This is a genomic window from Aeromonas sp. MR7, from assembly GCF_963899385.1.
Classification (GTDB): Bacteria; Pseudomonadota; Gammaproteobacteria; order Enterobacterales; family Aeromonadaceae; genus Aeromonas; species Aeromonas bestiarum.
The window spans coordinates 65,851-87,616 of record NZ_CAWQXH010000052.1 but is presented as its reverse complement, the minus strand read 5'-3'; the positions used below and the strand labels follow the sequence as shown (position 1 = coordinate 87,616).

Annotated in this window: 20 protein-coding genes; 12 read left to right on the top strand and 8 right to left on the bottom strand. The window is 62.2% G+C overall.

Translation table 11 applies throughout. The features are described from left to right. Positions 1–135 precede the first annotated feature (135 nt). Positions 136–330, bottom strand: coding sequence for a hypothetical protein (locus tag AACW87_RS21325; protein ID WP_241326097.1), 195 nt, complete (start codon positions 328–330; stop codon positions 136–138). A 103-nt stretch (positions 331–433) separates the two neighbouring features. Next, positions 434–1,330: a DMT family transporter gene (locus tag AACW87_RS21320; RefSeq protein WP_169045914.1), complete on the bottom strand. Its 897-nt coding sequence runs from the start codon at positions 1,328–1,330 to the stop codon at positions 434–436. Positions 1,331–1,442: 112 nt separating this feature from the next. Between AACW87_RS21320 and rsxA the strand changes: the two genes are divergently transcribed. The 8 genes from rsxA to gloA all read left to right on the top strand — a co-directional run bounded on the left by rsxA (position 1,443) and on the right by gloA (position 8,476). Next, positions 1,443–2,024, top strand: a complete 582-nt coding sequence (gene rsxA / locus AACW87_RS21315) for an electron transport complex subunit RsxA (RefSeq protein ID WP_042869638.1) — start codon at positions 1,443–1,445, stop codon at positions 2,022–2,024. Positions 2,025–2,028: 4 nt separating this feature from the next. Then, positions 2,029–2,592: an electron transport complex subunit RsxB gene (rsxB, locus tag AACW87_RS21310; protein ID WP_241326096.1), complete on the top strand. Its 564-nt coding sequence runs from the start codon at positions 2,029–2,031 to the stop codon at positions 2,590–2,592. A gap of 2 nt (positions 2,593–2,594) precedes the next feature. Continuing rightward, the gene (rsxC, locus tag AACW87_RS21305; protein WP_241326095.1) at positions 2,595–4,847 is read left to right on the top strand and encodes an electron transport complex subunit RsxC; all 2,253 of its coding nucleotides are present in this window, start codon (positions 2,595–2,597) and stop codon (positions 4,845–4,847) included. Between the two features lie 3 nt (positions 4,848–4,850). Next, a complete protein-coding gene (gene rsxD, locus AACW87_RS21300; protein WP_043556435.1) occupies positions 4,851–5,903 on the top strand; it encodes an electron transport complex subunit RsxD in 1,053 nt (350 codons plus the stop codon). A 34-nt stretch (positions 5,904–5,937) separates the two neighbouring features. Next, positions 5,938–6,570 (top strand): electron transport complex subunit RsxG, encoded by a 633-nt coding sequence (rsxG, locus tag AACW87_RS21295; protein ID WP_241326094.1) that lies wholly within the window; start codon positions 5,938–5,940, stop codon positions 6,568–6,570. A gap of 16 nt (positions 6,571–6,586) precedes the next feature. Further along, positions 6,587–7,345 (top strand): electron transport complex subunit E, encoded by a 759-nt coding sequence (locus tag AACW87_RS21290; protein ID WP_172955321.1) that lies wholly within the window; start codon positions 6,587–6,589, stop codon positions 7,343–7,345. Positions 7,346–7,359: 14 nt separating this feature from the next. After that, entirely contained in the window at positions 7,360–8,001 is a 642-nt protein-coding gene (gene nth / locus AACW87_RS21285) for an endonuclease III (protein WP_043556437.1), read from the top strand. 61 nt (positions 8,002–8,062) lie between these two features. Then, on the top strand, positions 8,063–8,476 hold the full coding sequence (gloA, locus tag AACW87_RS21280) for a lactoylglutathione lyase (RefSeq protein ID WP_241326093.1): 414 nt from the start codon (positions 8,063–8,065) through the stop codon (positions 8,474–8,476). Positions 8,477–8,549: 73 nt separating this feature from the next. Here the strand turns inward: gloA and AACW87_RS21275 are convergent, their stop codons facing one another. Then, positions 8,550–9,425 (bottom strand): flagellar protein MotY, encoded by an 876-nt coding sequence (locus AACW87_RS21275; protein WP_043141282.1) that lies wholly within the window; start codon positions 9,423–9,425, stop codon positions 8,550–8,552. 68 nt (positions 9,426–9,493) lie between these two features. Then, positions 9,494–11,467 (bottom strand): methyl-accepting chemotaxis protein, encoded by a 1,974-nt coding sequence (locus AACW87_RS21270; RefSeq protein WP_241326092.1) that lies wholly within the window; start codon positions 11,465–11,467, stop codon positions 9,494–9,496. Between the two features lie 148 nt (positions 11,468–11,615). Here AACW87_RS21270 and rnt point away from each other — a divergent pair, with 148 nt between their 5' ends. From rnt to AACW87_RS21255, 3 genes are read left to right on the top strand one after another with little or no spacing between them, the layout of a single operon-like run. Next, complete coding sequence (rnt, locus tag AACW87_RS21265; RefSeq protein WP_172955319.1) at positions 11,616–12,278, top strand: ribonuclease T; 663 nt, start codon at positions 11,616–11,618, stop codon at positions 12,276–12,278. Between the two features lie 5 nt (positions 12,279–12,283). Next, positions 12,284–12,544: a hypothetical protein gene (locus tag AACW87_RS21260; RefSeq protein ID WP_241326091.1), complete on the top strand. Its 261-nt coding sequence runs from the start codon at positions 12,284–12,286 to the stop codon at positions 12,542–12,544. Further along, on the top strand, positions 12,541–13,863 hold the full coding sequence (locus AACW87_RS21255; RefSeq protein WP_043141290.1) for a Na+/H+ antiporter family protein: 1,323 nt from the start codon (positions 12,541–12,543) through the stop codon (positions 13,861–13,863). Before AACW87_RS21260 ends, AACW87_RS21255 begins: the two co-directional genes overlap by 4 nt. A gap of 374 nt (positions 13,864–14,237) precedes the next feature. Here the strand turns inward: AACW87_RS21255 and AACW87_RS21250 are convergent, their stop codons facing one another. The 4 genes from AACW87_RS21250 to ydiJ form a co-directional block, all read right to left on the bottom strand. Beyond that, entirely contained in the window at positions 14,238–16,118 is a 1,881-nt protein-coding gene (locus tag AACW87_RS21250; RefSeq protein ID WP_043139456.1) for a DEAD/DEAH box helicase, read from the bottom strand. A gap of 181 nt (positions 16,119–16,299) precedes the next feature. After that, on the bottom strand, positions 16,300–16,761 hold the full coding sequence (locus AACW87_RS21245; RefSeq protein WP_098983757.1) for a hotdog fold thioesterase: 462 nt from the start codon (positions 16,759–16,761) through the stop codon (positions 16,300–16,302). Between the two features lie 121 nt (positions 16,762–16,882). Further along, the gene (locus AACW87_RS21240) at positions 16,883–17,371 is read right to left on the bottom strand and encodes a hypothetical protein (RefSeq protein WP_241326090.1); all 489 of its coding nucleotides are present in this window, start codon (positions 17,369–17,371) and stop codon (positions 16,883–16,885) included. Next, the gene (gene ydiJ, locus AACW87_RS21235) at positions 17,371–20,427 is read right to left on the bottom strand and encodes a D-2-hydroxyglutarate dehydrogenase YdiJ (protein ID WP_241326089.1); all 3,057 of its coding nucleotides are present in this window, start codon (positions 20,425–20,427) and stop codon (positions 17,371–17,373) included. Before ydiJ ends, AACW87_RS21240 begins: the two co-directional genes overlap by 1 nt. Positions 20,428–20,596: 169 nt before the next feature. Between ydiJ and AACW87_RS21230 the strand changes: the two genes are divergently transcribed. Then, positions 20,597–21,523: a cation diffusion facilitator family transporter gene (locus tag AACW87_RS21230; RefSeq protein WP_043139443.1), complete on the top strand. Its 927-nt coding sequence runs from the start codon at positions 20,597–20,599 to the stop codon at positions 21,521–21,523. The last annotated feature ends 243 nt before the right edge of the window (positions 21,524–21,766 follow it).

Here is a 21,766-nt window from a genome sequence, read left to right as displayed (position 1 = left end):
AAGCGCGGCCAGCCTTGCAGCCTGCCGTGATGTGAAGGAAATAAATGCGAGGGGCAGAAAGGAGTGGCGGCGGAGATGGCGGGCAGGAAGCTGGGCGTCATCAAGATTGCACGAAGCACGGGCATAGCCCGGCCATCAGGCCTCGCCCATATAGCGGCGAGCCTCCTCATCGGCCAGTACCAGGGCCGTTTCCCACAGCTCGGCGATCAAGAGTCCTTCCTCTCCCACGGCCGCTTCCTCCAAGGCCTCCAGCGCCCTGGCATCGGCCAGGGTAAAGGGATTGTGCGCCAGCAGGGCCTGCGCCCTGGTCAATAACATCATGCTGTTCATCTGTGAGCTCCCGGATCCTGCCTGACCTGTCTGTGCAGACTGTAGCCGATAAGCCGCTCGGCGCCAGCCAGGCTGCCAGCGCTTCCCGGCAGCACAGGACAAATCAGCTGTCGGCGATGACAGGCGCGCGAACCTTGTGCCGCGCGGGCAGTTGTCCCACCACTATGCCGAGCAGCACGGCGCCACAGGCGAGCCACTGCAGCGACGTCAGGGTTTCCCCCAACAGCAGATAAGCCAGCAACAGGGTAAAGACAGGAATGAGGTTCACATAGGCCGCCGCCAGCGTCACCTTGACCTGGGTCACAGACCAGTTGTAGAGCAGGTAAGCCCCGAGCGTCACGAAGGCACCGAGGAAGACGATGACCGCCATGTCCTGCCAGGCCCAGGCCGTCGGCCAGGGCTCGCTGACGGCGAAGGGGGCAAAGAAGAGGGTGCCAACAAAGGCCTGCAGGGCGGTCAGGGTGAGCACGCTGTAGCGACTGGAGAGCTTCTTGAATACCACCGAATAGGTGGCGGCGCACAGCATGGCCGCCATCTCCAGGCTGTTGCCGAGCAGGGCGTTGGGGGCAAACTCGTCCACCCCGCTGCCCAGCCCCAACAGGGCTATGCCGAAGATGGCGATGGCAAACCCGAGCAACTGGCGGCGACTCACCCGCTCCCTGAGCAGCACAAAAGCCACCAGCGCCACTATGAGCGGCAGCAAGGCGCAGACCATGCCCGCCTGACCGGCGCTGGTGTAGCGCAGGGCATTCACCTCCAGCAGGAAGTAGAGGCAGGGCTCCAGTCCCCCCATCAGGGCCAGCCAGCGCCAGTCTCCCTTTTGATAGCAAAAATTGCCCAGGTAGCGGTAGCAGAGCAGCCAGCAGAGCGCGGCCACGCTCATGCGCATGAAGAGCACCTGGCCGAAGCCCCAGATCCCCAGCACGTGCTTGAGCGCGATGAAGGAGCTGGACCAGAGCAGCATCGCCAGGGTGAGGGTAAAGATAGGTAAAGGGCGCACATTTCCTCCATGAAATTGGCCATTTGAATAATAACCATGCGGCCTTGCGGTTGTTTAAAGGCACCTAAAATCAGATAATACCGCCGCCCTCAAACCGGATAACCAACCTTCAATGACTGAGTACCTGCTTTTATTGGTCGGCACAGTGCTGATTAACAACTTCGTGCTGGTGAAGTTTCTCGGCCTGTGCCCCTTCATGGGCGTCTCTGGCAAGCTGGAGACCGCCATCGGCATGGGGCTGGCCACCACCTTCGTGATGACGCTGGCCAGCGCCTGTTCCTATCTGATGGAACACTATATCCTGATCCCGTTGAACATCGCCTACCTGCGCACGCTCGCCTTCATTCTTGTGATCGCCGTCGTGGTTCAGTTCACCGAGATGGTTATCCGCAAGAGCAGCCCGACCCTCTATCGCCTGCTGGGCATCTTCCTGCCGCTCATCACCACCAACTGTGCCGTGCTGGGGGTGGCGTTGCTGAGCATCAACGAGCGCCACAACTTCATCCAGAGCATCATCTATGGCTTCGGGGCGGCCTGTGGCTTCTCGCTGGTGCTGATCCTGTTTGCCGCCATGCGTGAGCGCCTGGTGGCGGCCGACGTCCCCACTCCGTTTCGCGGCGTCTCCATCGCCATGATCACCGCCGGCCTGATGTCGCTGGCCTTTATGGGCTTTACCGGCCTCATCAAGATATAGCGCTATGACTCACATACTCTTTGCCGTTCTGGTGTTGGCTTTGCTGGCCCTGGCCTTCGGCATCATTCTGGGCTTTGCCGCCGTCAAGTTTCATGTGGAAGCCGATCCCATCGTCGATCAGCTCGATGCCCTGCTGCCGCAGACCCAGTGCGGCCAGTGCGGCTACCCGGGGTGCAAGCCTTATGCCGAGGCCCTGGCCAACGGCGATCAGATCAACAAGTGCGTGCCCGGTGGCGAGGCCACCATGCGCAAGATTGCCGACCTCATGGGGGTAGAGCCCCAGCCGCTGGGCGGTGGTGAAGCCGCCGTCCCGGTAAAGAGAGTCGCCTTCATCCATGAAGATCAATGCATCGGCTGCACCAAGTGCATCCAGGCCTGTCCGGTCGATGCCATCGTCGGCGCCACCAAGGCGATGCACACCGTGATCAAAGACGAGTGCACCGGCTGCGATCTCTGTGTCGATCCCTGCCCAACCGACTGTATCGAAATGATCCCTGTGCCGACCACGGTCGACAACTGGAAGTGGGATCTGGCCAGCGTCGCCATTCCGGTCAAGATAGTGGAGTAACCATGCAGTCCTTACTCGAACGCATCAAAGCCGGCACCCTGTGGGATTTTCACGGCGGCATTCATCCTCCCGAGAACAAAGATCAGTCCAGCCTGACCCCTGTGGTGGACGCGGGCCTGCCGCCCCAGCTCATCATACCGGTGCGCCAGCACGCGGGCCCGGCTGGCGATCTGCTGGTGCAGGTCGGCGACAAGGTCAAGAAGGGTCAGCCGCTGACCCACTACGACAAGGGTCGCATAGTGCCGGTGCACGCCTCCACCTCGGGCACCATCACCGCCATCGGCCACCACACGGTGGCCCACCCCTCCGGCCTCGATGATCTCTGCATCACCCTCACCCCGGATGGGGAAGATGCCTGGGGTGAGCGCCAGGGCTGCAGCGACTACTGGAACCTGGAGCGGGGCGAGCTGCTGGAACGCATCCAGCAGGCGGGCATCGCGGGCCTCGGCGGCGCCGTGTTCCCGACCCACAGCAAGCTGGACGGTCGCGGTCAGCTGACCGAGATCCTGATCGTCAACGGACTGGAGTGCGAGCCCTACATCAGCACCGACGATCGGCTGATGCAGGAGTATGCCGACGAGATCATGGACGGCATCCGGGTGCTCAAGCACCTGCTCAAGCCCAAGCTGACCCTGATCGGGGTGGAAGACAACAAACCAGCCGCCATCGGCGAGCTGACCCGTCACGCCACCGACGAAGACGTGCTGGTCAAGATGGTGCCGACCAAGTACCCCTCGGGCGGCGCCAAGCAGACCATAGAGCTGCTCACCGGCCGTCAGGTGCCCAAGGGGGGCCGCGCCGTGGACATGGGCATCATGGTGCTCAACGTGGCCACAGTGTTTGCCATCAAGCGCGCCATCATAGACGGCGAACCGCTCATCTCCCGCATCGTCACCCTCACCGGCGACGCCTTCAAGAAGCCGGGCAACGCCTGGGTACTGCTGGGCACTCCAGTGCGCTGGCTGTTGCAGCGTTTCGAGCTGCAACCCGAGGTGGATCAGCGGGTGATCATGGGCGGCCCCATGATGGGCTTCACCCTGCCCCATGCCATGGTGCCCGTGGTCAAGGCCACCAACTGCCTGCTCTCCCCCACCCGGGCCGAGCTGCCGCCCCCCGGCCCGGAACAGGCCTGCATTCGCTGCAGCGCCTGCGCCGACGCCTGCCCGGCCAACCTGCTGCCCCAGGAGCTCTACTGGTACAGCCGGGCCAAGGAGTACGACAAGGCCGAAGGGTTCAACCTGTTCGATTGCATCGAGTGCGGTGCCTGCGCCTGGGTCTGCCCAAGCGAGATCCCCCTGGTGCAGTACTACAAGATTGCCAAGGATGACATCCGCGAGGCCCGTGCCGAGGCCGAGAAGGCCGAGCGTGCAAAGCAGCGTTTCGAGGCCAAGCAGGCCCGCTTCGAGCGGGAAAAAGCGGCCCGCGAGGCTCGCCACGCCGAGGCTGCGGCCCAGCGCCGTCAGGCCATGACCACCGCCGGTGGCGAAGATCCGGTCGCCGCAGCTCTGGCCCGCATCAAGGCCAAGCAGGACGCTGCGCCGGTCGGCGCCAGCGAGCTCGCGCCGGACAACAGCGCCATGATTGCCGCCCGCGAGGCGCGCAAGCAGGAGGCCATCACCCGCCGCGCCGCCAAGGCGGTCAGCGGTGATGAGCCCGCCGATGTTGCACCCACACCCGCGGCACAGGATCCGAAAAAAGCGGCCATAGCTGCAGCCTTGGCCCGAGCCAAGGCCAAGAAGGCGGCGCAAACCGCCCCTGACGAAGCAACGGCTGACACATCGGCCGCTGCGGCGGCACCTGTGACGGAAGCGGCGCCCAGCGCCGAGGCCGATCCCAAAAAGGCGGCCATTGCCGCCGCCATCGCCCGTGCCAAGGCCAAAAAGGCGGCGCACGCGGCGGATGACAAGGTCGCCGAGCCCGAGACTACCGCTGTCGAAGCCGAGCCGGTCGTCGGATCCGCCCCGGCAGCCGCCGAGGTCGACCCCAAAAAGGCAGCCATTGCCGCCGCCATTGCCCGTGCCAAAGCCAAAAAGGCAGCGCAAGCAACAGCGGATGGAAACATCGCAGAACCTGACGCCGGTGTCGTCGCTGACGCGGATGCCCGGCAGAGCACAGAACCGGTACAAGTCGTTGCCGACGCCGACCCCAAGAAAGCAGCCATTGCCGCCGCCGTGGCCCGTGCCAAGGCCCGGAAACTGGCGGCCGAAGCGGCTGCCCAGGCTTCCCCTTCTCCATCGACTGACAAGAGCCACTGATCCATGTTCAATATCGCGAGTGCGCCGTTTGCCCATAACCGCAAACAGACCCAGACCCTGATGTTGCTGGTGATCCTGGCATGTCTGCCCGGTTTTCTGGCGCAGACCTGGTTCTTCGGCTGGGGCACCCTGATCCAGATCCTGCTGGCGCTGGTGACGGCGCTGGGTGCAGAGGCCTTGGTACTCAAGTTGCGCCACCGTCCCATCAAGCCCGCCCTGATGGATGGCAGCGCGGCGCTGACCGCAGTACTGATCGGCCTCTCCCTGCCGCCCCTGCTGCCCTGGTGGATGCTGGTACTTGGCACCGCCTTTGCCATCATCATCGCCAAACACCTCTACGGCGGGCTGGGTCAGAACCTGTTCAACCCGGCCATGGTGGCCTATGTACTGCTGCTGGTCTCCTTCCCGGTACAGATGACCAGCTGGTTGCCGCCGTCGAGCATAGCCGCCTATGACATCGGCTTTGGCGATGCGGCGTCCGTCATCTTCACCGGCTTCAGCCTCGACGGCTACAGCATGGCGCAGCTCAAGCAGGGGGTGGATGGCCTCACCATGGCCACCCCGCTCGATACCCTGAAAACAGGGCTGACCCAGGGGCTCACCGCCGGCGAGGTGATGACCCACGCCGTGTTCGAGGGCTGGGGCGGCATAGGCTGGAGCTGGGTCAACCTCGGCTACCTGCTGGGCGGCCTGTTCCTGCTGCAACAGAAGGTGATCAACTGGCGCATTCCGGGAGCCATCCTGGGCGCCTTGCTGCTGGCGGCAACCCTGGGTTATCTGATGACGCCGGATGCCACCGCCACCCCCATGTTCCACCTGTTCAGCGGCGCCACCATGCTGGGGGCCTTCTTCATCGCCACCGATCCGGTGAGTGCCAGCACCACCCCCCGTGGCCGTCTGGTCTATGGCGTACTGATCGGCGTGCTGGTCTACCTCATCCGCCGCTTTGGCGGCTACCCGGATGCCTTCGCCTTCGCCGTGCTGCTGGCCAACTTGTGTGTACCGCTGATCGACAGCCTGACACGTCCCAAGGTCTATGGAGCACGCCGCAAATGACCCCGGCGCACACCTCACTCTCAGGAAAGATTCAATGTTAAAGAGCATGCGCAAGAACGGTGTCACCCTGGCGCTGTTTGCCCTGGCCTGCACCGCTGTGGTGGTGCTGACCAATGAGCTGACCCGCGACAGGATCGCCCATCAGCAGCAGCTGGAGAAGCTGCGCACCCTCTCGGCCCTGTTGCCAGAGGGGAGCTATGACAATGATCTGGTGGCCAGCTGCAAGCGGGTGCAGAGCAAGACCTATCTGGGCAGTGATCAGGCTATGCCGCTCTACACAGCGACCCTGCAGGGCGAGACCACAGGCTATGCGCTGGAAACCGTGGCCCCCGACGGCTACAGTGGGGCCATCCGCCTCATCGTCGGCACAGATGCCAAGGGCAACGTCAGTGCGGTGCGGGTGCTGGCCCACAATGAGACGCCGGGCCTGGGTGACAAGATAGAGTTGAAGAAATCAAGCTGGATCGACAGTTTTGTCGGCAAGTTCCTCAACCGCGACAACGAGGCCAACTGGGCGGTAAAGAAGGACGGTGGTGAATTCGATGCCTTCACCGGCGCCACCATCACACCCCGCGCCGTGGTCAAGGCGGTGAAGAACCTGCTGCTGTTGCAGCAGGAACACCCTGAATTGCTGCGGGATGCCCCCTCCTGTGACGCCACCCCATAACGACGGAGCACAAGCCATGGAACAAGTTGATGTGATTGACGGCCAGAGCCTAGCCAACGAAGGCAATGGCCGCCGCGAAGAGCTCAAGGAGCTGATGCTGCAGGGGCTGTGGAAGAACAACCCCTCCCTGGTACAAGTGCTGGGGCTCTGCCCCACCCTGGCGGTCTCCTCCACCTTCACCAATGCGCTGGGGCTGGGATTGGCCACCATGGTGGTGCTGGTCAGCTCCAACCTCGCCATCTCCCTGGTGCGCAACCTGGTGCCCAAGGACATCCGCATCCCGGTCTACGTGATGATCATCGCCGCCCTGGTGACCAGCGTGCAGCTTCTGATGAACGCCTACACCTATGGCCTCTATCAGGCGCTCGGCATCTTCATCGCCCTGATCGTCACCAACTGCGTCATCATAGGCCGGGCCGAGGCCTATGCCTCCAAGAACCCGCCTCTGCTGGCGGCCCTCGACGGCTTCATGATGGGGCTGGGCTTTACCCTGGTGCTGCTGGTGCTGGGGGGGCTGCGGGAGATCATCGGCATGGGCACCCTGTTCGACGGCGCCGACCTGCTGCTGGGGGACTGGGCCAAGTCCCTGCGCATCGAGCTGTTCCACGCCGACGCCAGCCTGCTGCTGGCGATCCTGCCTCCCGGCGGCTTCATCGGTCTGGGTCTGATGATCGCCGGCAAGAACGCCATCAACGACCGACTGGGCCGCAAGCAGGCCGCCGAGAAGGCCCACTGCGCCGTGCCGGCGGCGGGTGCCCGCGCGACCCAGCTCTGAGACAAGAGGGAGCCATGAACAACCAGAAACGCAGGCAGATCCTGGAGCGGCTGCGGGACGACAATCCCCACCCCACCACAGAGCTCAACTTCAAGACACCGTTCGAGCTGCTGATCGCCGTGCTGTTGTCGGCCCAGGCCACAGACGTGAGCGTCAACAAGGCCACCGACAAGCTCTATCCGGTGGCCAACACGCCCCAGGCCATGCTGGATCTGGGGGTAGACGGGCTCAAGTCGTACATCAAGACCATAGGCCTGTTCAACACCAAGGCCGAGAACGTCATCAAGACCTGCGCCATCCTGCTGGAGCGCCACGGTGGCGAGGTGCCGGAGAACCGCGAGGCGCTGGAAGCCCTGCCCGGCGTCGGTCGCAAGACCGCCAACGTGGTGCTCAACACCGCCTTCGGCTGGCCCACCATAGCCGTCGATACCCACATCTTTCGGGTGTCGAATCGCACCGGCTTCGCGGTGGGCAAGAACGTGGATCAGGTGGAAGAGAAACTGCTGAAAGTGGTGCCTGCCGAGTTCAAGCTGGACGTGCACCACTGGTTGATCCTGCACGGCCGTTACACCTGTCTGGCTCGCAAACCCCGCTGTGGTTCCTGTATCATCGAGGACCTTTGCGAGTACAAAGAGAAGATCTACCCGGAGAGCTAGGCAAGCATTGCCTCCTCCTGCCTGATTACAGAATCGTGAATCCCAAGGGGAGAATTAAGCCATGAGAATTCTGCACACCATGCTGCGCGTCGGCGATCTGCAACGCTCCATCGACTTCTACACCCGGGTGCTGGGGATGAAGCTGTTGCGCAAGAGCGAGAACAGCGAATACAAGTACACCTTGGCCTTCGTCGGTTACGGCGACGAGAAGGATGAGGCCGTCATCGAGCTCACCTACAACTGGGGCGTGAGCGAGTATGAGCTGGGATCGGCCTACGGCCACATCGCGCTGGAAGCGGACGACATCTATGGCACCTGCGATGCGCTGCGTGCCGCCGGCGCCAAGATCACCCGCGAGCCGGGCCCGGTCAAGGGTGGCAGGACGGTCATCGCCTTCGTGGAAGATCCGGATGGTTACAAGATTGAACTGATCGCCAAGAAAGATGCAGGCACAGGCCTGGGTGACAGCTTCTAAGACATGGTCAGGACAAGATCCCCATAAAAAAAGAGCGCCACGGCGCTCTTTCTCATTGAATGATATCCGCCCATCAGATGGCGCCATTGCGGCCCATGTTGATCACCACACGCCGGTTCCTGGCGCGGCCATCTTCGGTTTCGTTGGAGGCGACGTGCTGCTTCTCGCCATGCCCCTCGACCGAGACCTTGCCGGGTTCGATGCCCAGATCCACAAACACCTTCTTGATGGCATCGGCCCGTTTCTCGGAGAGTTTCTGGTTCGGCCAGCGACCACCATAGCTGTCGCTGTAGGCGTCGATCACCACCACGTCTATGCTCTTGTCAACCTTCACATACTCGCCGATCATCGCCAGCCGCCGTTTGGAAGCCAGCGACAGCTGGTCGCTGTTCTTGTCATAGGTGAGCACGCTGAAGGCGATGTCGTTGAAGCTGTATGGCAGCAGGCCGTTCAGGCAATCCACGAAAGCCTGATACTTGACCCGGAAGTTGACCGAGGAGAGCGACACCCGCACCGGCCGGTTCTGGCGATACCAGTCGCGGTACTGGAAGGTCGGCATGCGCCCCCCTTCCAGCTCGTCCAGCATGGTCCAGGCGGTCTGCCCCTCCACCAGGCCATCGAACTGCTGGTAGAAACGCAGCTGGCTCACTTCCCGTCCGGCGATGCCGGGGCGCCAGACTGGTGGCATGATCCCCAGACTGACCGTCTGGGTCTGGGCCTGCTGGCGCAGCCCCTTGAGTTCAAAATCCAGATTGATCTTGCGACCGGCCCGGCTGACGAAGGCCCCCGTACCCCAGTTGGGAATAGGGTGTTCGAGGCGACACTCCACTTGCGTGTCCGAGGTCAGGCGCCAGACGGATTGATCCAGGCCGGCACCAAACTCGGTGACGCCCGCCTGTAACTGCATACTCACGGATATGCTGACCAACCCTAACATCCAAGCGTTCAACTGCCTGCCCTCCACACGATCTCACGTTAGGTATCGGCAAGGGCAGGACAAGCTTTAGGGCAAACCACTCAGTGGGGTGCAGGACGCTCCATCAGCTTGAAACTGGCGATGCGGCCCGCCAGCTCGCGAGCCAGCTGATCCAGCTCGGCGCTGTTCTGCTGCAAGGTTTCCGAGTGCAGGCGATGGGCCTCGTACACCTCGCGTATGGTCATCACGTTGTGCTGTATGTCGTCGGTGACGTAGCGCTGCTCCTCGGTGGCCGTCGCCACCTGGGCCGTCATGTCGCTCACCTTGCGCACCTCGTTGACTATGTCGGTCAGCTCGCTGCCCGCCCGCTTGGCCTCGGTCACGCTCAGGCCCGCCTGCTCTGTGCCCAGGTGCATGGCGGTGACCGCCTGATTGGCGCCCTGGCGCAAACGGACCAGCATACGCGCTATGTCATCCGCCGCCTGCTGGGTGCGGGAGGCGAGCGCCCTCACCTCTTCGGCCACCACCGCAAAACCGCGACCTGACTCACCGGCACGGGCCGCTTCGATGGCGGCGTTGAGGGCCAGCAAATTGGTGCGATCCGAGATCTGCTTGATGAGGTTGAGCGCCTCGCCGACCGACTCGGTGTCCTGATGCAGGCTGTCCACCAGTTGCTGGGTATCGATCAGGGTGCCCGCCACCTGCTGGATGGCGTCTATGGTCTGATCCACCTCTTTATCACCCTGACGGGCCCGGCCTATGGCCTGCTGGGTCGCCAGCGAGGTCTGGGTCGCGTTGCGCGCAATCTCGGCCACGGTGGAAGCCATCTCGGTGGCGGCGGTCGCCACCAGATCCACCTGACCAAAGCCCCTTACCACGCCGGCGTTGACCTCGGCTATCACGTCCGCCGACGCGGCGGCGCTGCGAGCCAGCACCTCGCAGGAGCGGCGCACCGCCAGCAGCAACCCCTCGAGATGTGCGAGGAAATGGTTCAGATCCCGTGCCAGCGCCCCCAGCTCGTCACCGGATTGCCAGTTGACCCGCACCGTCAGGTCATTCTCCTGCACCAGCCGTTTGAAGGTCTGGTGCAGGGCCATGAAGCCCAGATGCAGATCCCGCACCACCCGCCAGCAGACGAAGGTGGTCAGCGCCACGCACAGCAAGACACCGATGGCCGCCCACCAGAAGTCGCTGGCACTTTGGGCCCGCATCTGGCTGACCCGCTCGGACAGCTGCTGATAGAGGCGATCCTCACTCTCCTTGAGCAGGCCAATCTTGTCGGTGCTCAAGGCAAACCAGGCTTCGGCATCGACCCCGAAGCCCCCGGTGGCCGCCTTGTCCAGCGCCAGTTTTTCCATGGAGGCCACCTTGGCCACCACAGGAGAGGCCAGGCTGTCGGCCAGCAGCTGACGCTGGGACGGGCTGGCCACCGCCTGGAAACGCTCGAGATAGGTATTCTGGGCCGCCAGCAGGGAGATGAATTGCTGCAACAGCGCGGGGGTAAAGCCGTCACGACCGAACACATTGCTCAGGGTCGCCCGCTCCAGCCCCATGCGCTCCTTGCTCTGCAAGAAGGCGGCATAGGCATTGGTCTGCAGCGCTATGTCGGCATCCTGGCTGTTGAGGCTGACCTGATCCACCACGGCCAGCAGCTGACTGATGAGACGGCTGTAGAAGCTGACCTGCTCCGCCACCTCGACCCCCAGCGCACTGACCCGCTCGCGCATGGCGACAAGCCCGGTCAGTGCCTGTTGCACCTCTCCCAGCGCCAGCAGGGCGGGCTCCTCGTGAAAACGTGCCAGCAGGGTATCGACCAGCTTGCGCTGGGCGGGCAGAGCGTCGCGGAACTTGTTGCCGCCGGAGCCCAAAAAGCCCGCCGACATGCCGCGCTCCTTTTGCAGCTCGTGGGCCAGTTGCGCCGCCTCCCGCACCACCTCGAGCGCGGCCTGCGCCTGCGCCATCTCCTGCTCGACCCGATAACGCTCATACACGTATCGGCCGGAGAAAAACAGCAAGGCCAGCAGCGGCAGGCAGACCACCAGCAACATCTTGTGCGCCAATCCCAGCTTATTCATCGTCGCTCCCCATTCCATTGTTGAAGTGGTCAATTATAAGCCCGAGTGTCGATAATAGAATCAGACACCTGTCTCATGGCTGCGGATGAGGGACAAGGGCCGGCTTTTTTGCCATAATGCCGCCTCATTTCACGCCGACCGAGATACCATGACCGACGCTGTTCACACCCTCAAGGGCCGTTTTCGTGGCTTTTACCCCGTCGTCATCGATGTTGAAACCGCCGGGTTCAATGCCAGAACCGACGCCTTGCTGGAAATCGCCGCCTATACCCTCAAGATGGATGAGGATGGCTGGCTCCTGCCCGACCAGATCTTTCATTTTCACGTCGAGCCATTCGAAGGCGCCAACCTGGAGAAGGCGGCGCTGGAGTTCACCGGCATAGATCCCTTCAATCCGCTGCGTGGTGCCGTCAGCGAGAGAGAAGCGCTGACCGAGATCTTCAAGGGCATTCGCAAGGGGATGAAGGAGCACGACTGCGGCCGCGCCATCATAGTGGCCCACAACGCCACCTTCGATCACGGCTTCGTGATGGCCGCCGCCGAGCGCGCCGGCCTCAAGCGCAATCCGTTCCATCCGTTTGCCACCTTCGATACCGCCGCCCTCTCCGGCCTGGCACTGGGACAAACCGTGCTGGCCAAGGCGTGTCAGAGCGCCCGCATCCCGTTTGACAATAAAGAGGCGCACTCCGCCCTGTATGACACAGAACGCACTACCGAGCTGTTCTGTCATATCGTCAACCGCTGGAAGAGCCTGGGTGGCTGGCCACCGGCCCATCCGGACGAGGCCCCCGCCGACGATGCGAGCGAATAACCGGTTTGAGCAATGAGCAAGAAGGCTGCCCTGGCAGCCTTCTTCTATTGGGTTGGCAGTATCAAGCTGGTTTGACCAGAATGGCGAAATCAGGCCCATACAAGGCCGTTTTTCATCCCCACGCCCGTCTTGATCCCCCAGCCCAGCCGGGAATGCTGCCAACAGGCGTTTTGCCTGATTTTTTACTCGACATTTGTCACGTTTTTCGCAAACTAACGGCCTTTCACACGACAGACAGCAACACAATCTATAAGGAAATCAAATGAATCCTGTTGTTATCGCAGTTGCGCTGATGCTGGTGCTCAGCCTGCTGCGGATCAATGTGGTGGTCTCCCTCTCCATCGGCGCCATCGTTGGCGGCCTGATCGGCGGACTCTCACTGCAGGAGACCCTCAGCACCTTTACCGGTGGTCTGGGTGGCGGCGCCGAAATCGCCCTCTCCTATGCCATGCTGGGGGCCTTTGCGGTCGCCATCTCCCGCTCCGGGATCACCGACCTGCTGGCCCGCAAGGTGATCAGCCAGTTGGGCAAGGATGCCAGCAGCTCTCGCATCCTCTGGGTCAAGAGCCTGCTGCTCACCTCGGTACTGGCGGTCTCCATCTCCTCCCAGAACCTGATCCCGGTGCACATCGCCTTCATTCCCATCCTGATCCCGCCGCTGCTGCACGTCATGGCCCAGATGCAGATCGACCGCCGTCAGGTGGCCTGCGTCATCACCTTCGGCCTGACCGCAACCTATATGCTGTTGCCGGTCGGTTTTGGCGGCATCTTCCTCAACAACATCCTGGCCAAGAACCTGATCGATAACGGCGTGCCGGTCGAGCACGGCCAGTTGCCGCTGGCGATGGCCATTCCTGTGCTGGGCATGTTCGTCGGTCTCTTGATCGCTGTCTTCATCAGCTACCGCAAGCCGCGCCAATATGATCTGGAAAAAATCCTGGCCGCCGAGCCGGAAGCGGTGGAGCTCAACCTCAATCACATCTGGGTGGCCCTGCTGGCCATAGGCGTGGCCCTGGGGCTGCAGCTGATGACCAACAGCATAGTGCTGGGGGCACTGGCCGGTTTCGTCATCTTCACCTGCGGCGGCGTCATCAAGTTTCGCGAGAGCCAGGACGCCTTCACCCAGGGCGTGCGCATGATGTCCCTCATCGGCTTCATCATGATCTCGGCCGCCGGCTTCGCCGCCGTGATGAAGGCCACCCACGGGGTGGAGAGCCTGGTGCAGTCCGTCTCCGCGGTGATCGGGGACCAGAAAGGCCTCGCCGCCTTCCTGATGCTGCTGGTCGGCCTCCTGATCACCATGGGGATAGGCTCCTCCTTCTCCACAGTGCCCATCATAGCCACCATCTATGTGCCGCTGTGCATCCACCTCGGCTTCTCGCCCATGGCCACCATAGCCCTGGTGGGCGCGGCTGGTGCGCTGGGGGATGCGGGCTCCCCCGCCTCCGACTCGACGCTCGGCCCCACCTCCGGCCTCAACGCCGACGGCCAGCACGACCACATCTGGGACAGCGTGGTGCCCACCTTTATCCACTACAACATACCGCTCATCATCTTCGGCTGGATTGCCGCCATGGTGCTCTGAGCCCCCGGACAAGATAGATGCAGACACGCAAAAGGCGACCTCAGGGTCGCCTTTTCGTTGTCCGTCATGTGCGGGCTTGACACGGGAGCCCTGCTGGCAGGCATCACGACGCTGCACGTTTGGCTCGGGATCACTCCTCAGCTTCGACCCTGGCTGTCACCACCACTGCTGGCTTGTCCCAACACTGGTATTACAGACTGGAGGACAGAGGCAGGCGACAGGGCAAAGGTAAAAGGCAGAGGCAGAGGCTATGCTGGCGCTCCCTGGCCAACACAATCCCGGCCTCTTGAGCTGAGCCAGTCCCCAGACCAGCCAAATGACAGGCAACAAAAAGGCCGCTCGATGAGCGGCCTTTTTATCAAGACTATCAGGACTTAGCTGTCGCGGCGCTTGTTGCCACCGAACTTGCGATCCTTGTTGAAGCCACCTTCACGGCGCTCCCCGCTCTTGTTGAACGGACGGTCACCACTGGGGCGGCGATCCTTGTTGAAGGGACGATCGCTGCGCGGAGGACGGGGGGCAGTGTTGCTGCCGGCCGGCACTTCGGTGTAGCGGGTGATCATCAGCGGACGCTGACAAACACGGGCTTTCTTGATCACTTCCAGTACATCGGCGGTCATGCCCTTGGGCAGATCGACGGTGGAGAAGTCATCGGCGATGTCGATGTTGCCGATGAAACGGCTCTCGATGTTCGCTTCGTTGGCGATGGCGCCCACGATCTGGCCCGGCTTGACGCCGTGATGGGCACCCACGTCTACGCGGTAACGCTCCATCTCTACATCAGGATTGTCTTTCAGCGGACGCGGCTCGAGAGACGGCATGCGACGGGCAGGACGATCACCACGGTCGGCGAAGTCACGACCACCGTCACGGCGTTCGAAGTCACGGCCACCACGATCGTTGCTCGGGTTGAACTGCGGCTCAGGGATGGACTCATCCAGCAGCAGCGGTTGGTCACCCTGCACCAACTTGGCCAGTGCGGCAGCCAGCTCCAGCGGATCGGCAGAATCTTCTTCGATCAGCTCGTTCACCAGGTTGTGGTAGATCTCAAGCTCTTCGCCCATCATGGTTTCCCGGATGCGCTCTTTGAACTTGGTCATGCGGTGCTGGTTGATGTCCTCGGTGCTCGGCATCTTCATCGGCTCGATGGCCTGACGAGTGGCGTGCTCGATGGCGCGCAGCATGCGGCGCTCACGGGGAGCAACAAACAGGATGGCCTCACCCTTGCGACCAGCACGGCCGGTACGGCCGATACGGTGTACGTAGGATTCGGTATCGTACGGAATGTCGTAGTTCACCACGTGAGTGATGCGCTCAACGTCCAGACCACGGGCGACAACGTCGGTGGCGATCAGGATGTCCAGCTGGCCTTGACGCAGCTTGTCGACGGTACGCTCACGCAGCTTCTGCGGGATGTCACCGTGCAGCGCTTCACAGGCGTGACCACGGGCGGCCAGTTTGCCAGCCAGCTCTTCGGCCGCGTTCTTGGTGCGCACGAAGACCAGTACGGCTTCGTACGGCTCGACTTCCAGCAGACGGGTCATGGCGTCCAGCTTGTGCAGACCGGTTACCTGCCAGTAACGCTGGCGGATGGTCGGTGCAGTGGACGTCTTGGTGATGATCTTGATCTCTTTCGGCTGCTTCAGGTGCTTCTGGGCAACACGACGGATCTGGTCCGGCATGGTGGCAGAGAAGAGCGCGACCTGACGAGTGCTCGGGCACTGTTCCATGATCCAGTCCACGTCGTCGATGAAGCCCATACGCAGCATTTCATCGGCTTCGTCCAGCACCAGGGCTTTCAGGCCGGAGAGGTCCAGGTTCTTGCGACGGATCAGGTCCATCACACGGCCAGGGGTACCCACGACAACCTGGGCACCACGGCGCAGGGCGCGGGTCTGGGTTTCGTAAGAGGAACCACCGTAGATGGGCAGGACATGGAAGTCCGGCATGTGCTTGGCGTAACGTTGGCACGCCTCGGCAACCTGCAGCGCCAGTTCACGGGTCGGTGCCAGCACCAAAACCTGGGTATTGCGGTTACCAGCTTCCAGACGAGACAACAGAGGCAAGGCAAAAGCAGCGGTCTTCCCTGTACCGGTTTGCGCCTGCCCCAGCAGATCGTGTCCCGCCATCAGGTGGGGAATTGCTGCGGCCTGGATCGGTGACGGGCGCTCATAGCCCACGTCCTGCAGCGCTTTCAATACAGGCGCGGCCAGTCCAAGCTCACTAAAAAGGGGCAGTTGTTCGGTATCAGACATAGATTCTTCCAGATTAAGGCAGGCGGCTAAGCACCGCGGAATAGCAAAAAGGCGGCGATTATAGCGCCACTTTGTTCTGCTGTCTTGAAAAATGTGATAAGCCTCTCAAGACGTTGGCAATTATAGAGGGATCTTGCGACTATGGCTTGCTTATTTTGCACTCATGGTGCGTTATTGCAGATCACTCCTCGCTGGAGTCCTTGCCCCGCTTGTGTTTGAGCACCGCCATGGTCAATCGACTGGTGCACAATAAACGCTCACGTTCGTCCCGAATTTCAATCTGCCACACCTGGGTCGTTGCCCCCAGATGCAGTGGCGAGCAACGCCCCGTCACCACCCCTTCCCGCTTGGCCCGCAGATGGTTGGCATTCACTTCCAGTCCCACGCAGTAGCTGTCCGCGCCCACCGCCATGTTGGCGGCCAGGGAGCCCAGCGTCTCCGCCAGCACAACGGAAGCACCGCCGTGCAGCATGCCAAGGGGCTGATGAGTGCGGTGATCCACCGGCATGGTGGCCGCCAGCCAGTCAGGGCCAAAATCGGTGTAGACGATGTCCAGGTGGGCCATCAGGGTGTTGCGGGAACTGGCATTGAGCCCCTCCAGGCTCATGGGCTTGCGCCAGATGGCGCCGTTCTCTTGACTCATGGCGAGCAGACTCCTTGTGTGATCAACAGGTATACATGAGCAGTGTCGGCGAAAAAGGGCTGGAAAAGAAGATGCCCCTATCAGGGGGCATCTTGCCAAGCCAGCTCCTGATGCCGGACTCTCACCAGGGATAGGTCACGCCGGGCCACTCGGCCCAGGGCTGCTCCCGCCCCGGCAGGCAGGGTTCGGGCCAATGCCACACCTTGCCAAGCCAGAGCCGCAGCTCGGCTTCCAGCTCGGCATCGGTGAGGGGGGCCTCGGCCAGCTTCCAGAAGAAGAGCTCCACCGCCACCTCCGGCAGCACCGAGGGGTAGAGATAGACCCCGCCCCAAAATTGCGGCTCACGCTCCGGGCTCCAGAGACCATAGGCGAACGAGCGCTTGGCCAGAAACTCGGAACGCTGCCACTCCAGATCCCCCTCGTGCTGGCCCAGACTGAACTGGGCTGAGGGCCAGACGTCATCCGGGCGAAACAACTGGTGCAGCTGCTCGCGCTCACGCTGCATGGCCACAAACTCCACCACAGCCTGACTCTGGGCGACAGGCAACAGCAGGAAGTGCGGGTGCCGAAAGGCTTGCGGCACCCGAAACCGCTTGGGCAGCGTCAGCATCAGAGCAGTTCCAGCAGGGCCTGCAGCGGATGCTTGAGTTTCTCCCCCTCCATCCGCTTGACCTGGCTGCGGCACGAGTAACCTGTGGCCAGACAGCGCTCTTTGGGCAGGCGGGAGAGCGGCTCTGCCCAGCTAAGCCCGTAGATCCCCTTGGAATTTTCCACCTGTTTGGCGTCGTGGCCATAGGTGCCGGCCATGCCGCAGCAGCCCACAGACACAGGCTGCAAGCGGGCCCCAAAACGCTGGAACAAGGTACCCCAGTCGCCGTGGGTCGAGGGCTTGGCGGTCTTCTCGGTGCAGTGGGCAAACAGATACCAGGGCTCGGCCTGCTCACCCTCGCTCACCCTGCTCTCGGGAGCGGGTAAAGAGAGCAGCCACTCCTGGGGCAGCAGCACCTGGAAATCGCCACGGGCCGAACCCAGGGCCTTGGCATACTCGTCGCGATAGCAAAGCACCAGTGAAGGATCGACCCCCACCATGGGAATGCCGAGCGCCGCTATCTTGTTGAGGAACTGGGCACTGTTGGCCGCGGTGCGGGCAAAGGCACGCAGGAACCCCTTCACGTGCTGGGGCTTGCCGTTGGGCTTGAACGGCAGCAGATAAGGTTGCAGCCCAAGCTTGCTGGCAAGCTTCACCAAGTCCCGCACCACGGGGGCGTCGTAATAACTGGTGAAGGGATCCTGCACTATGAGCACCACTTTGGCACGCTGCTCCGGGCTCATGGCCTCGAGGCCCGGCAGGTCGAAATAGCGCGCCTTGTTGTCGTGCAGGGATTCGGCCAGGGTCGGCACGCTCAATAGTGGCACGTCCACCATGCCGATGCTCTTCTCGGTCGCCTTCTGGGCCCACTCTTTCTCGAGGAAGAAGTTGACCAGTTTCGGCGCCCTGGCCAGCAGGGGCGCGTAAACTTCGACCGTGCCGACGAAGTAATCCTTGGGGCCCCGCAGGTAGCGGCTGTGATAAAGCTGCATGAAGCGGGCGCGGAAGGTGGGCACATCCACCTTGATGGGGCACTGGCTGGTGCAGGCCTTGCACGCCAGGCACCCTTCCATCGCCTCCATCACCTCGTGGGAAAAATCATACTGGCCGCGAGCGCGGGCCAGGGTGTTGCGAAACTTGTCGACAATCTGCTTGAAGCGCAGACCGCCACTTTGCAGCGCCACCTCCTCACTCAGCGGATCGAAGCCCTGCTGTGCCAGCTGGCGCAACCATTCGCGCATCAGCCCGGCCCGGCCTTTCGGCGAGTGGCGACGGTCGCGGCTGATCTTGACCGAGGGGCACATGGGGGAGTCGGTCTCGAAGGTGAAACAGAGGCCGTTGCCGTTGCAATCCATGGCGCGGGTATAGCTTTCCCGCACCGCAATCGGGATCTGGCGGTCGAACTTGCCGCGCTTGGGTCCGTCCACCGACACCAGTTCGGCCCCGCTGCCATAAGGCATGCAGATCTTGCCCGGGTTGATGCGGTTGGCCGGGTCGAAGGCGCCCTTGACCCGTTGCAGCTCTTCCCACAACTCGCCGAAGAAGGCGGGGCTGTATTCGGAGCGAAAACCCTTGCCGTGCTCGCCCCACATCAGGCCGCCATATTTGGCGGTGAGCGCCACCACCTGATCCGAGATGCGTCGCAGCAGCACCTCCTGCTCGGGATCGCACAAATCCAGCGCCGGGCGCACGTGCAGCACGCCCGCATCGACGTGACCGAACATGCCGTAGTCGAGGCCGTGACCATCGAGCAGGGCGCGAAATTCCATGATGAAATCGGCCAGGGATTCCGGCGGCACGGCAGTATCTTCGGTGAAGGCCACCGGCTTCTTGCGTCCCTCGGCGTTGCCAAGCAGCCCTACCGACTTCTTGCGCATGGCGTAGATGGTCTCGATGCTGGCCAGGTGGTTGCACACCTGATAGCCGATGATGCCCGCCTCGCCACGCGCCAACAGATCGTCGATACGGCGGCACAGCTCGGCCACCTTGGCTTGGTGCTCATCCTCGTCGGTGTCGGCAAACTCGACGATGTTGAGCCCCTGCAGATCCTTGCCGGGCACGTCCTCAATGAAGGCCTTGACCGAATGCCAGATGATGTCGGCGCGAGCCAGCCCCAGCACCCGTGAGTCCACCGTCTCCACCGACAGGGCCTGGGCCTGCACCATAAAGGGGGCATTGCGCAGAGCCGACGGGAAGCTGTCGTACTTGACGTTGACGAGCGTTCGGTAGCGCGGGATGGCCGTGATGTTGAGTCTGGCCTCGGTGATAAAGCCCAGGGATCCTTCCGAGCCGCACAGCACCCGGCTTATATCCAGAGTGTCGGTATCGGGGGCATAAAGATGCTTGAGATCGTAACCGGTCAGAAAACGGTTGAGCTTGGGGAAGGTCGCCTCTATGTCAGCGCGCCGTTCCTTGCCGATGCGATAGAGGGTGCGATAGATCTCCCCTTCCCGATTCTCCAGCGCCAGCTTGTCGGCGAGATGCGCGCCATTGACCGGCTCGGTCGCCATGATGTCGCCATTCTCCAGCACTGCTTTCAGGCCAAGCACGTGATCCGAGGTCTTGCCGTAGACCAGCGACCCCTGCCCAGAGGCATCTGTGTTGACCATGCCGCCTAAGGTGGCGCGGTTGGAGGTGGAGAGATCCGGCGAGAAGAAGTAACCGTGGGGTTTGAGATAGGCGTTGAGCTGGTCTTTCACCACCCCGGCCTGGGCCCGCACCCAGCCCTCTTCCAGATTAATTTCCATGATCTGGTTCATATGGCGCGAGAGATCGACGATAATGCCGCCGCCCAAGGATTGACCATTGGTGCCGGTACCGCCGCCGCGAGGGAAGAAACTCAAGGTCGCGTACTCGGGCCCCTGGGCCAGCTTGAGCATCACCGCAATATCGTCCGCACTGCGCGGATAGAGAACCGCCTGAGGTACAACCTGATAGACGCTGTTATCCGTCGCCATCGCCAACCGGCTTGCATAAGACTTTTCGATATCACCACGAAATGCGCTGCGCTCTAGCAACTCAAGAAACTGCAGGGTTGCGGGTGACAAACTGTCCTGGTAATCGAGTCTCGGGATCATGAATCCTTGTTCCCATCCTTTGCTTGATGCCGGTACTCCGGCGACAACGACCGTTCGGGCCAGCCTCTTCGCGGGCCCCCGAACCAGTCCGCTCACATGTGAGCGGGCAGTATATCAGCTAGAAAACCGCTTGCGCGCGCAATCTTCACCATTTGAAAGGAGGACTTTTATGGCTCATTACAGCCATGTTATCAGTACGCTGATCCGCACCGAAAAACAGGCGCTGACCCTGTCGCTGTTCGGTTGCATCACCTTTGCCATCTTCGGCATCGGCTATGGCCTGTTCGTCGGCTCCAACGCCATCATGCTCGATGGCATCTTCACCCTGTTCAGCATGGGCATGACGGGGCTCGGGCTCATCACCGCCTACCTGGTTACCCGCCCCTCAGATGATCGCTTCCAGTACGGCTACGCCCACTTCGAGCCCATCACCAACGTCATCAACGGCGCCATCATTCTGCTGCTCTGCCTCGGCGCCTTCTACAGCGGTATCACCTCCCTGCTGGCAGGAGGCCGGGAGATCGATCTCGGCCACGCCCTCGTCTACGCCGCCGTCTGCACCTTCTTCTGCGCCATCATCTATCGCATCGAAGCCCGGGTCGCCGAGCAGATTGACTCCGAGCTGGTGCGGGTCGACTCCAAGGAGTGGCTGGTGGATACCCTGCTCAGCGCCACCCTGCTGATCGGTTTCGTGGTGGCCATCGGGCTCGATGCTCTCGGCTACGGCCACTACAACCGCTACATAGATCCCGTGCTGGTCACCCTGCTGGCCCTGTGCGCCACCCTGATCCCCATCAAGGTGCTGGGTCGCAACCTGCGGGAGGTGCTGAAGATTGCCCCCAAGGGCGATGTGCCCCGGCAAGTTGAGCAGGAGATCGAGGCCCTGCGCCTGCGCCATGGCATCGAGTGCTACAGCCATCTGGCGAAAAGCGGCCGCCGCTTCGATCTGGAATTGAACATTCTGGTGGCGCCGGGGCAGGAGTGGCCCATAGAGCGCCAGGATGCCCTGCGCCAGGAGCTCTGGTCCCGCCTCGGCGATACCCTGGGGGATGCCTGGCTCTCGGTCTGCTTCACCCGAGAGAAGCGCTGGTTATAAAGACCGGTCGGGGGAGTGCGACCCGGTCGCCTCCCCCTGCGCCCTCACATCTTGAGCGCCCTGCGCTTGTCAAATTAATCGCCCTGCGCTTGCCAACGCGCCGATTCCCGCTATCATCAGGGCTCATTTTTAACCCGAGGTTTTATTGCCCATCATGGACAATCCCCGAAGTTGCCCTTCGTTTCTCCCTGTCAAAATGTATCTGTTATTGCTCCACCAGCGCCTCTGAAAACACCCAAGCTT

Excerpts from the sequence above, each read along its gene's own strand:
- AACW87_RS21325 (WP_241326097.1), bottom strand. The coding sequence starts at position 330 with ATGAACAGCATGATGTTATTGACCAGGGCGCAGGCCCTGCTGGCGCAC.
- rsxA (WP_042869638.1), top strand. The coding sequence starts at position 1,443 with ATGACTGAGTACCTGCTTTTATTGGTCGGCACAGTGCTGATTAACAAC.
- rsxB (WP_241326096.1), top strand. The coding sequence starts at position 2,029 with ATGACTCACATACTCTTTGCCGTTCTGGTGTTGGCTTTGCTGGCCCTG.
- rsxC (WP_241326095.1), top strand. The coding sequence starts at position 2,595 with ATGCAGTCCTTACTCGAACGCATCAAAGCCGGCACCCTGTGGGATTTT.
- rsxD (WP_043556435.1), top strand. The coding sequence starts at position 4,851 with ATGTTCAATATCGCGAGTGCGCCGTTTGCCCATAACCGCAAACAGACC.
- rsxG (WP_241326094.1), top strand. The coding sequence starts at position 5,938 with ATGTTAAAGAGCATGCGCAAGAACGGTGTCACCCTGGCGCTGTTTGCC.
- AACW87_RS21290 (WP_172955321.1), top strand. The coding sequence starts at position 6,587 with ATGGAACAAGTTGATGTGATTGACGGCCAGAGCCTAGCCAACGAAGGC.
- nth (WP_043556437.1), top strand. The coding sequence starts at position 7,360 with ATGAACAACCAGAAACGCAGGCAGATCCTGGAGCGGCTGCGGGACGAC.
- gloA (WP_241326093.1), top strand. The coding sequence starts at position 8,063 with ATGAGAATTCTGCACACCATGCTGCGCGTCGGCGATCTGCAACGCTCC.
- AACW87_RS21270 (WP_241326092.1), bottom strand. The coding sequence starts at position 11,467 with ATGAATAAGCTGGGATTGGCGCACAAGATGTTGCTGGTGGTCTGCCTG.
- rnt (WP_172955319.1), top strand. The coding sequence starts at position 11,616 with ATGACCGACGCTGTTCACACCCTCAAGGGCCGTTTTCGTGGCTTTTAC.
- AACW87_RS21255 (WP_043141290.1), top strand. The coding sequence starts at position 12,541 with ATGAATCCTGTTGTTATCGCAGTTGCGCTGATGCTGGTGCTCAGCCTG.
- AACW87_RS21250 (WP_043139456.1), bottom strand. The coding sequence starts at position 16,118 with ATGTCTGATACCGAACAACTGCCCCTTTTTAGTGAGCTTGGACTGGCC.
- AACW87_RS21245 (WP_098983757.1), bottom strand. The coding sequence starts at position 16,761 with ATGAGTCAAGAGAACGGCGCCATCTGGCGCAAGCCCATGAGCCTGGAG.
- AACW87_RS21240 (WP_241326090.1), bottom strand. The coding sequence starts at position 17,371 with ATGCTGACGCTGCCCAAGCGGTTTCGGGTGCCGCAAGCCTTTCGGCAC.
- ydiJ (WP_241326089.1), bottom strand. The coding sequence starts at position 20,427 with ATGATCCCGAGACTCGATTACCAGGACAGTTTGTCACCCGCAACCCTG.
- AACW87_RS21230 (WP_043139443.1), top strand. The coding sequence starts at position 20,597 with ATGGCTCATTACAGCCATGTTATCAGTACGCTGATCCGCACCGAAAAA.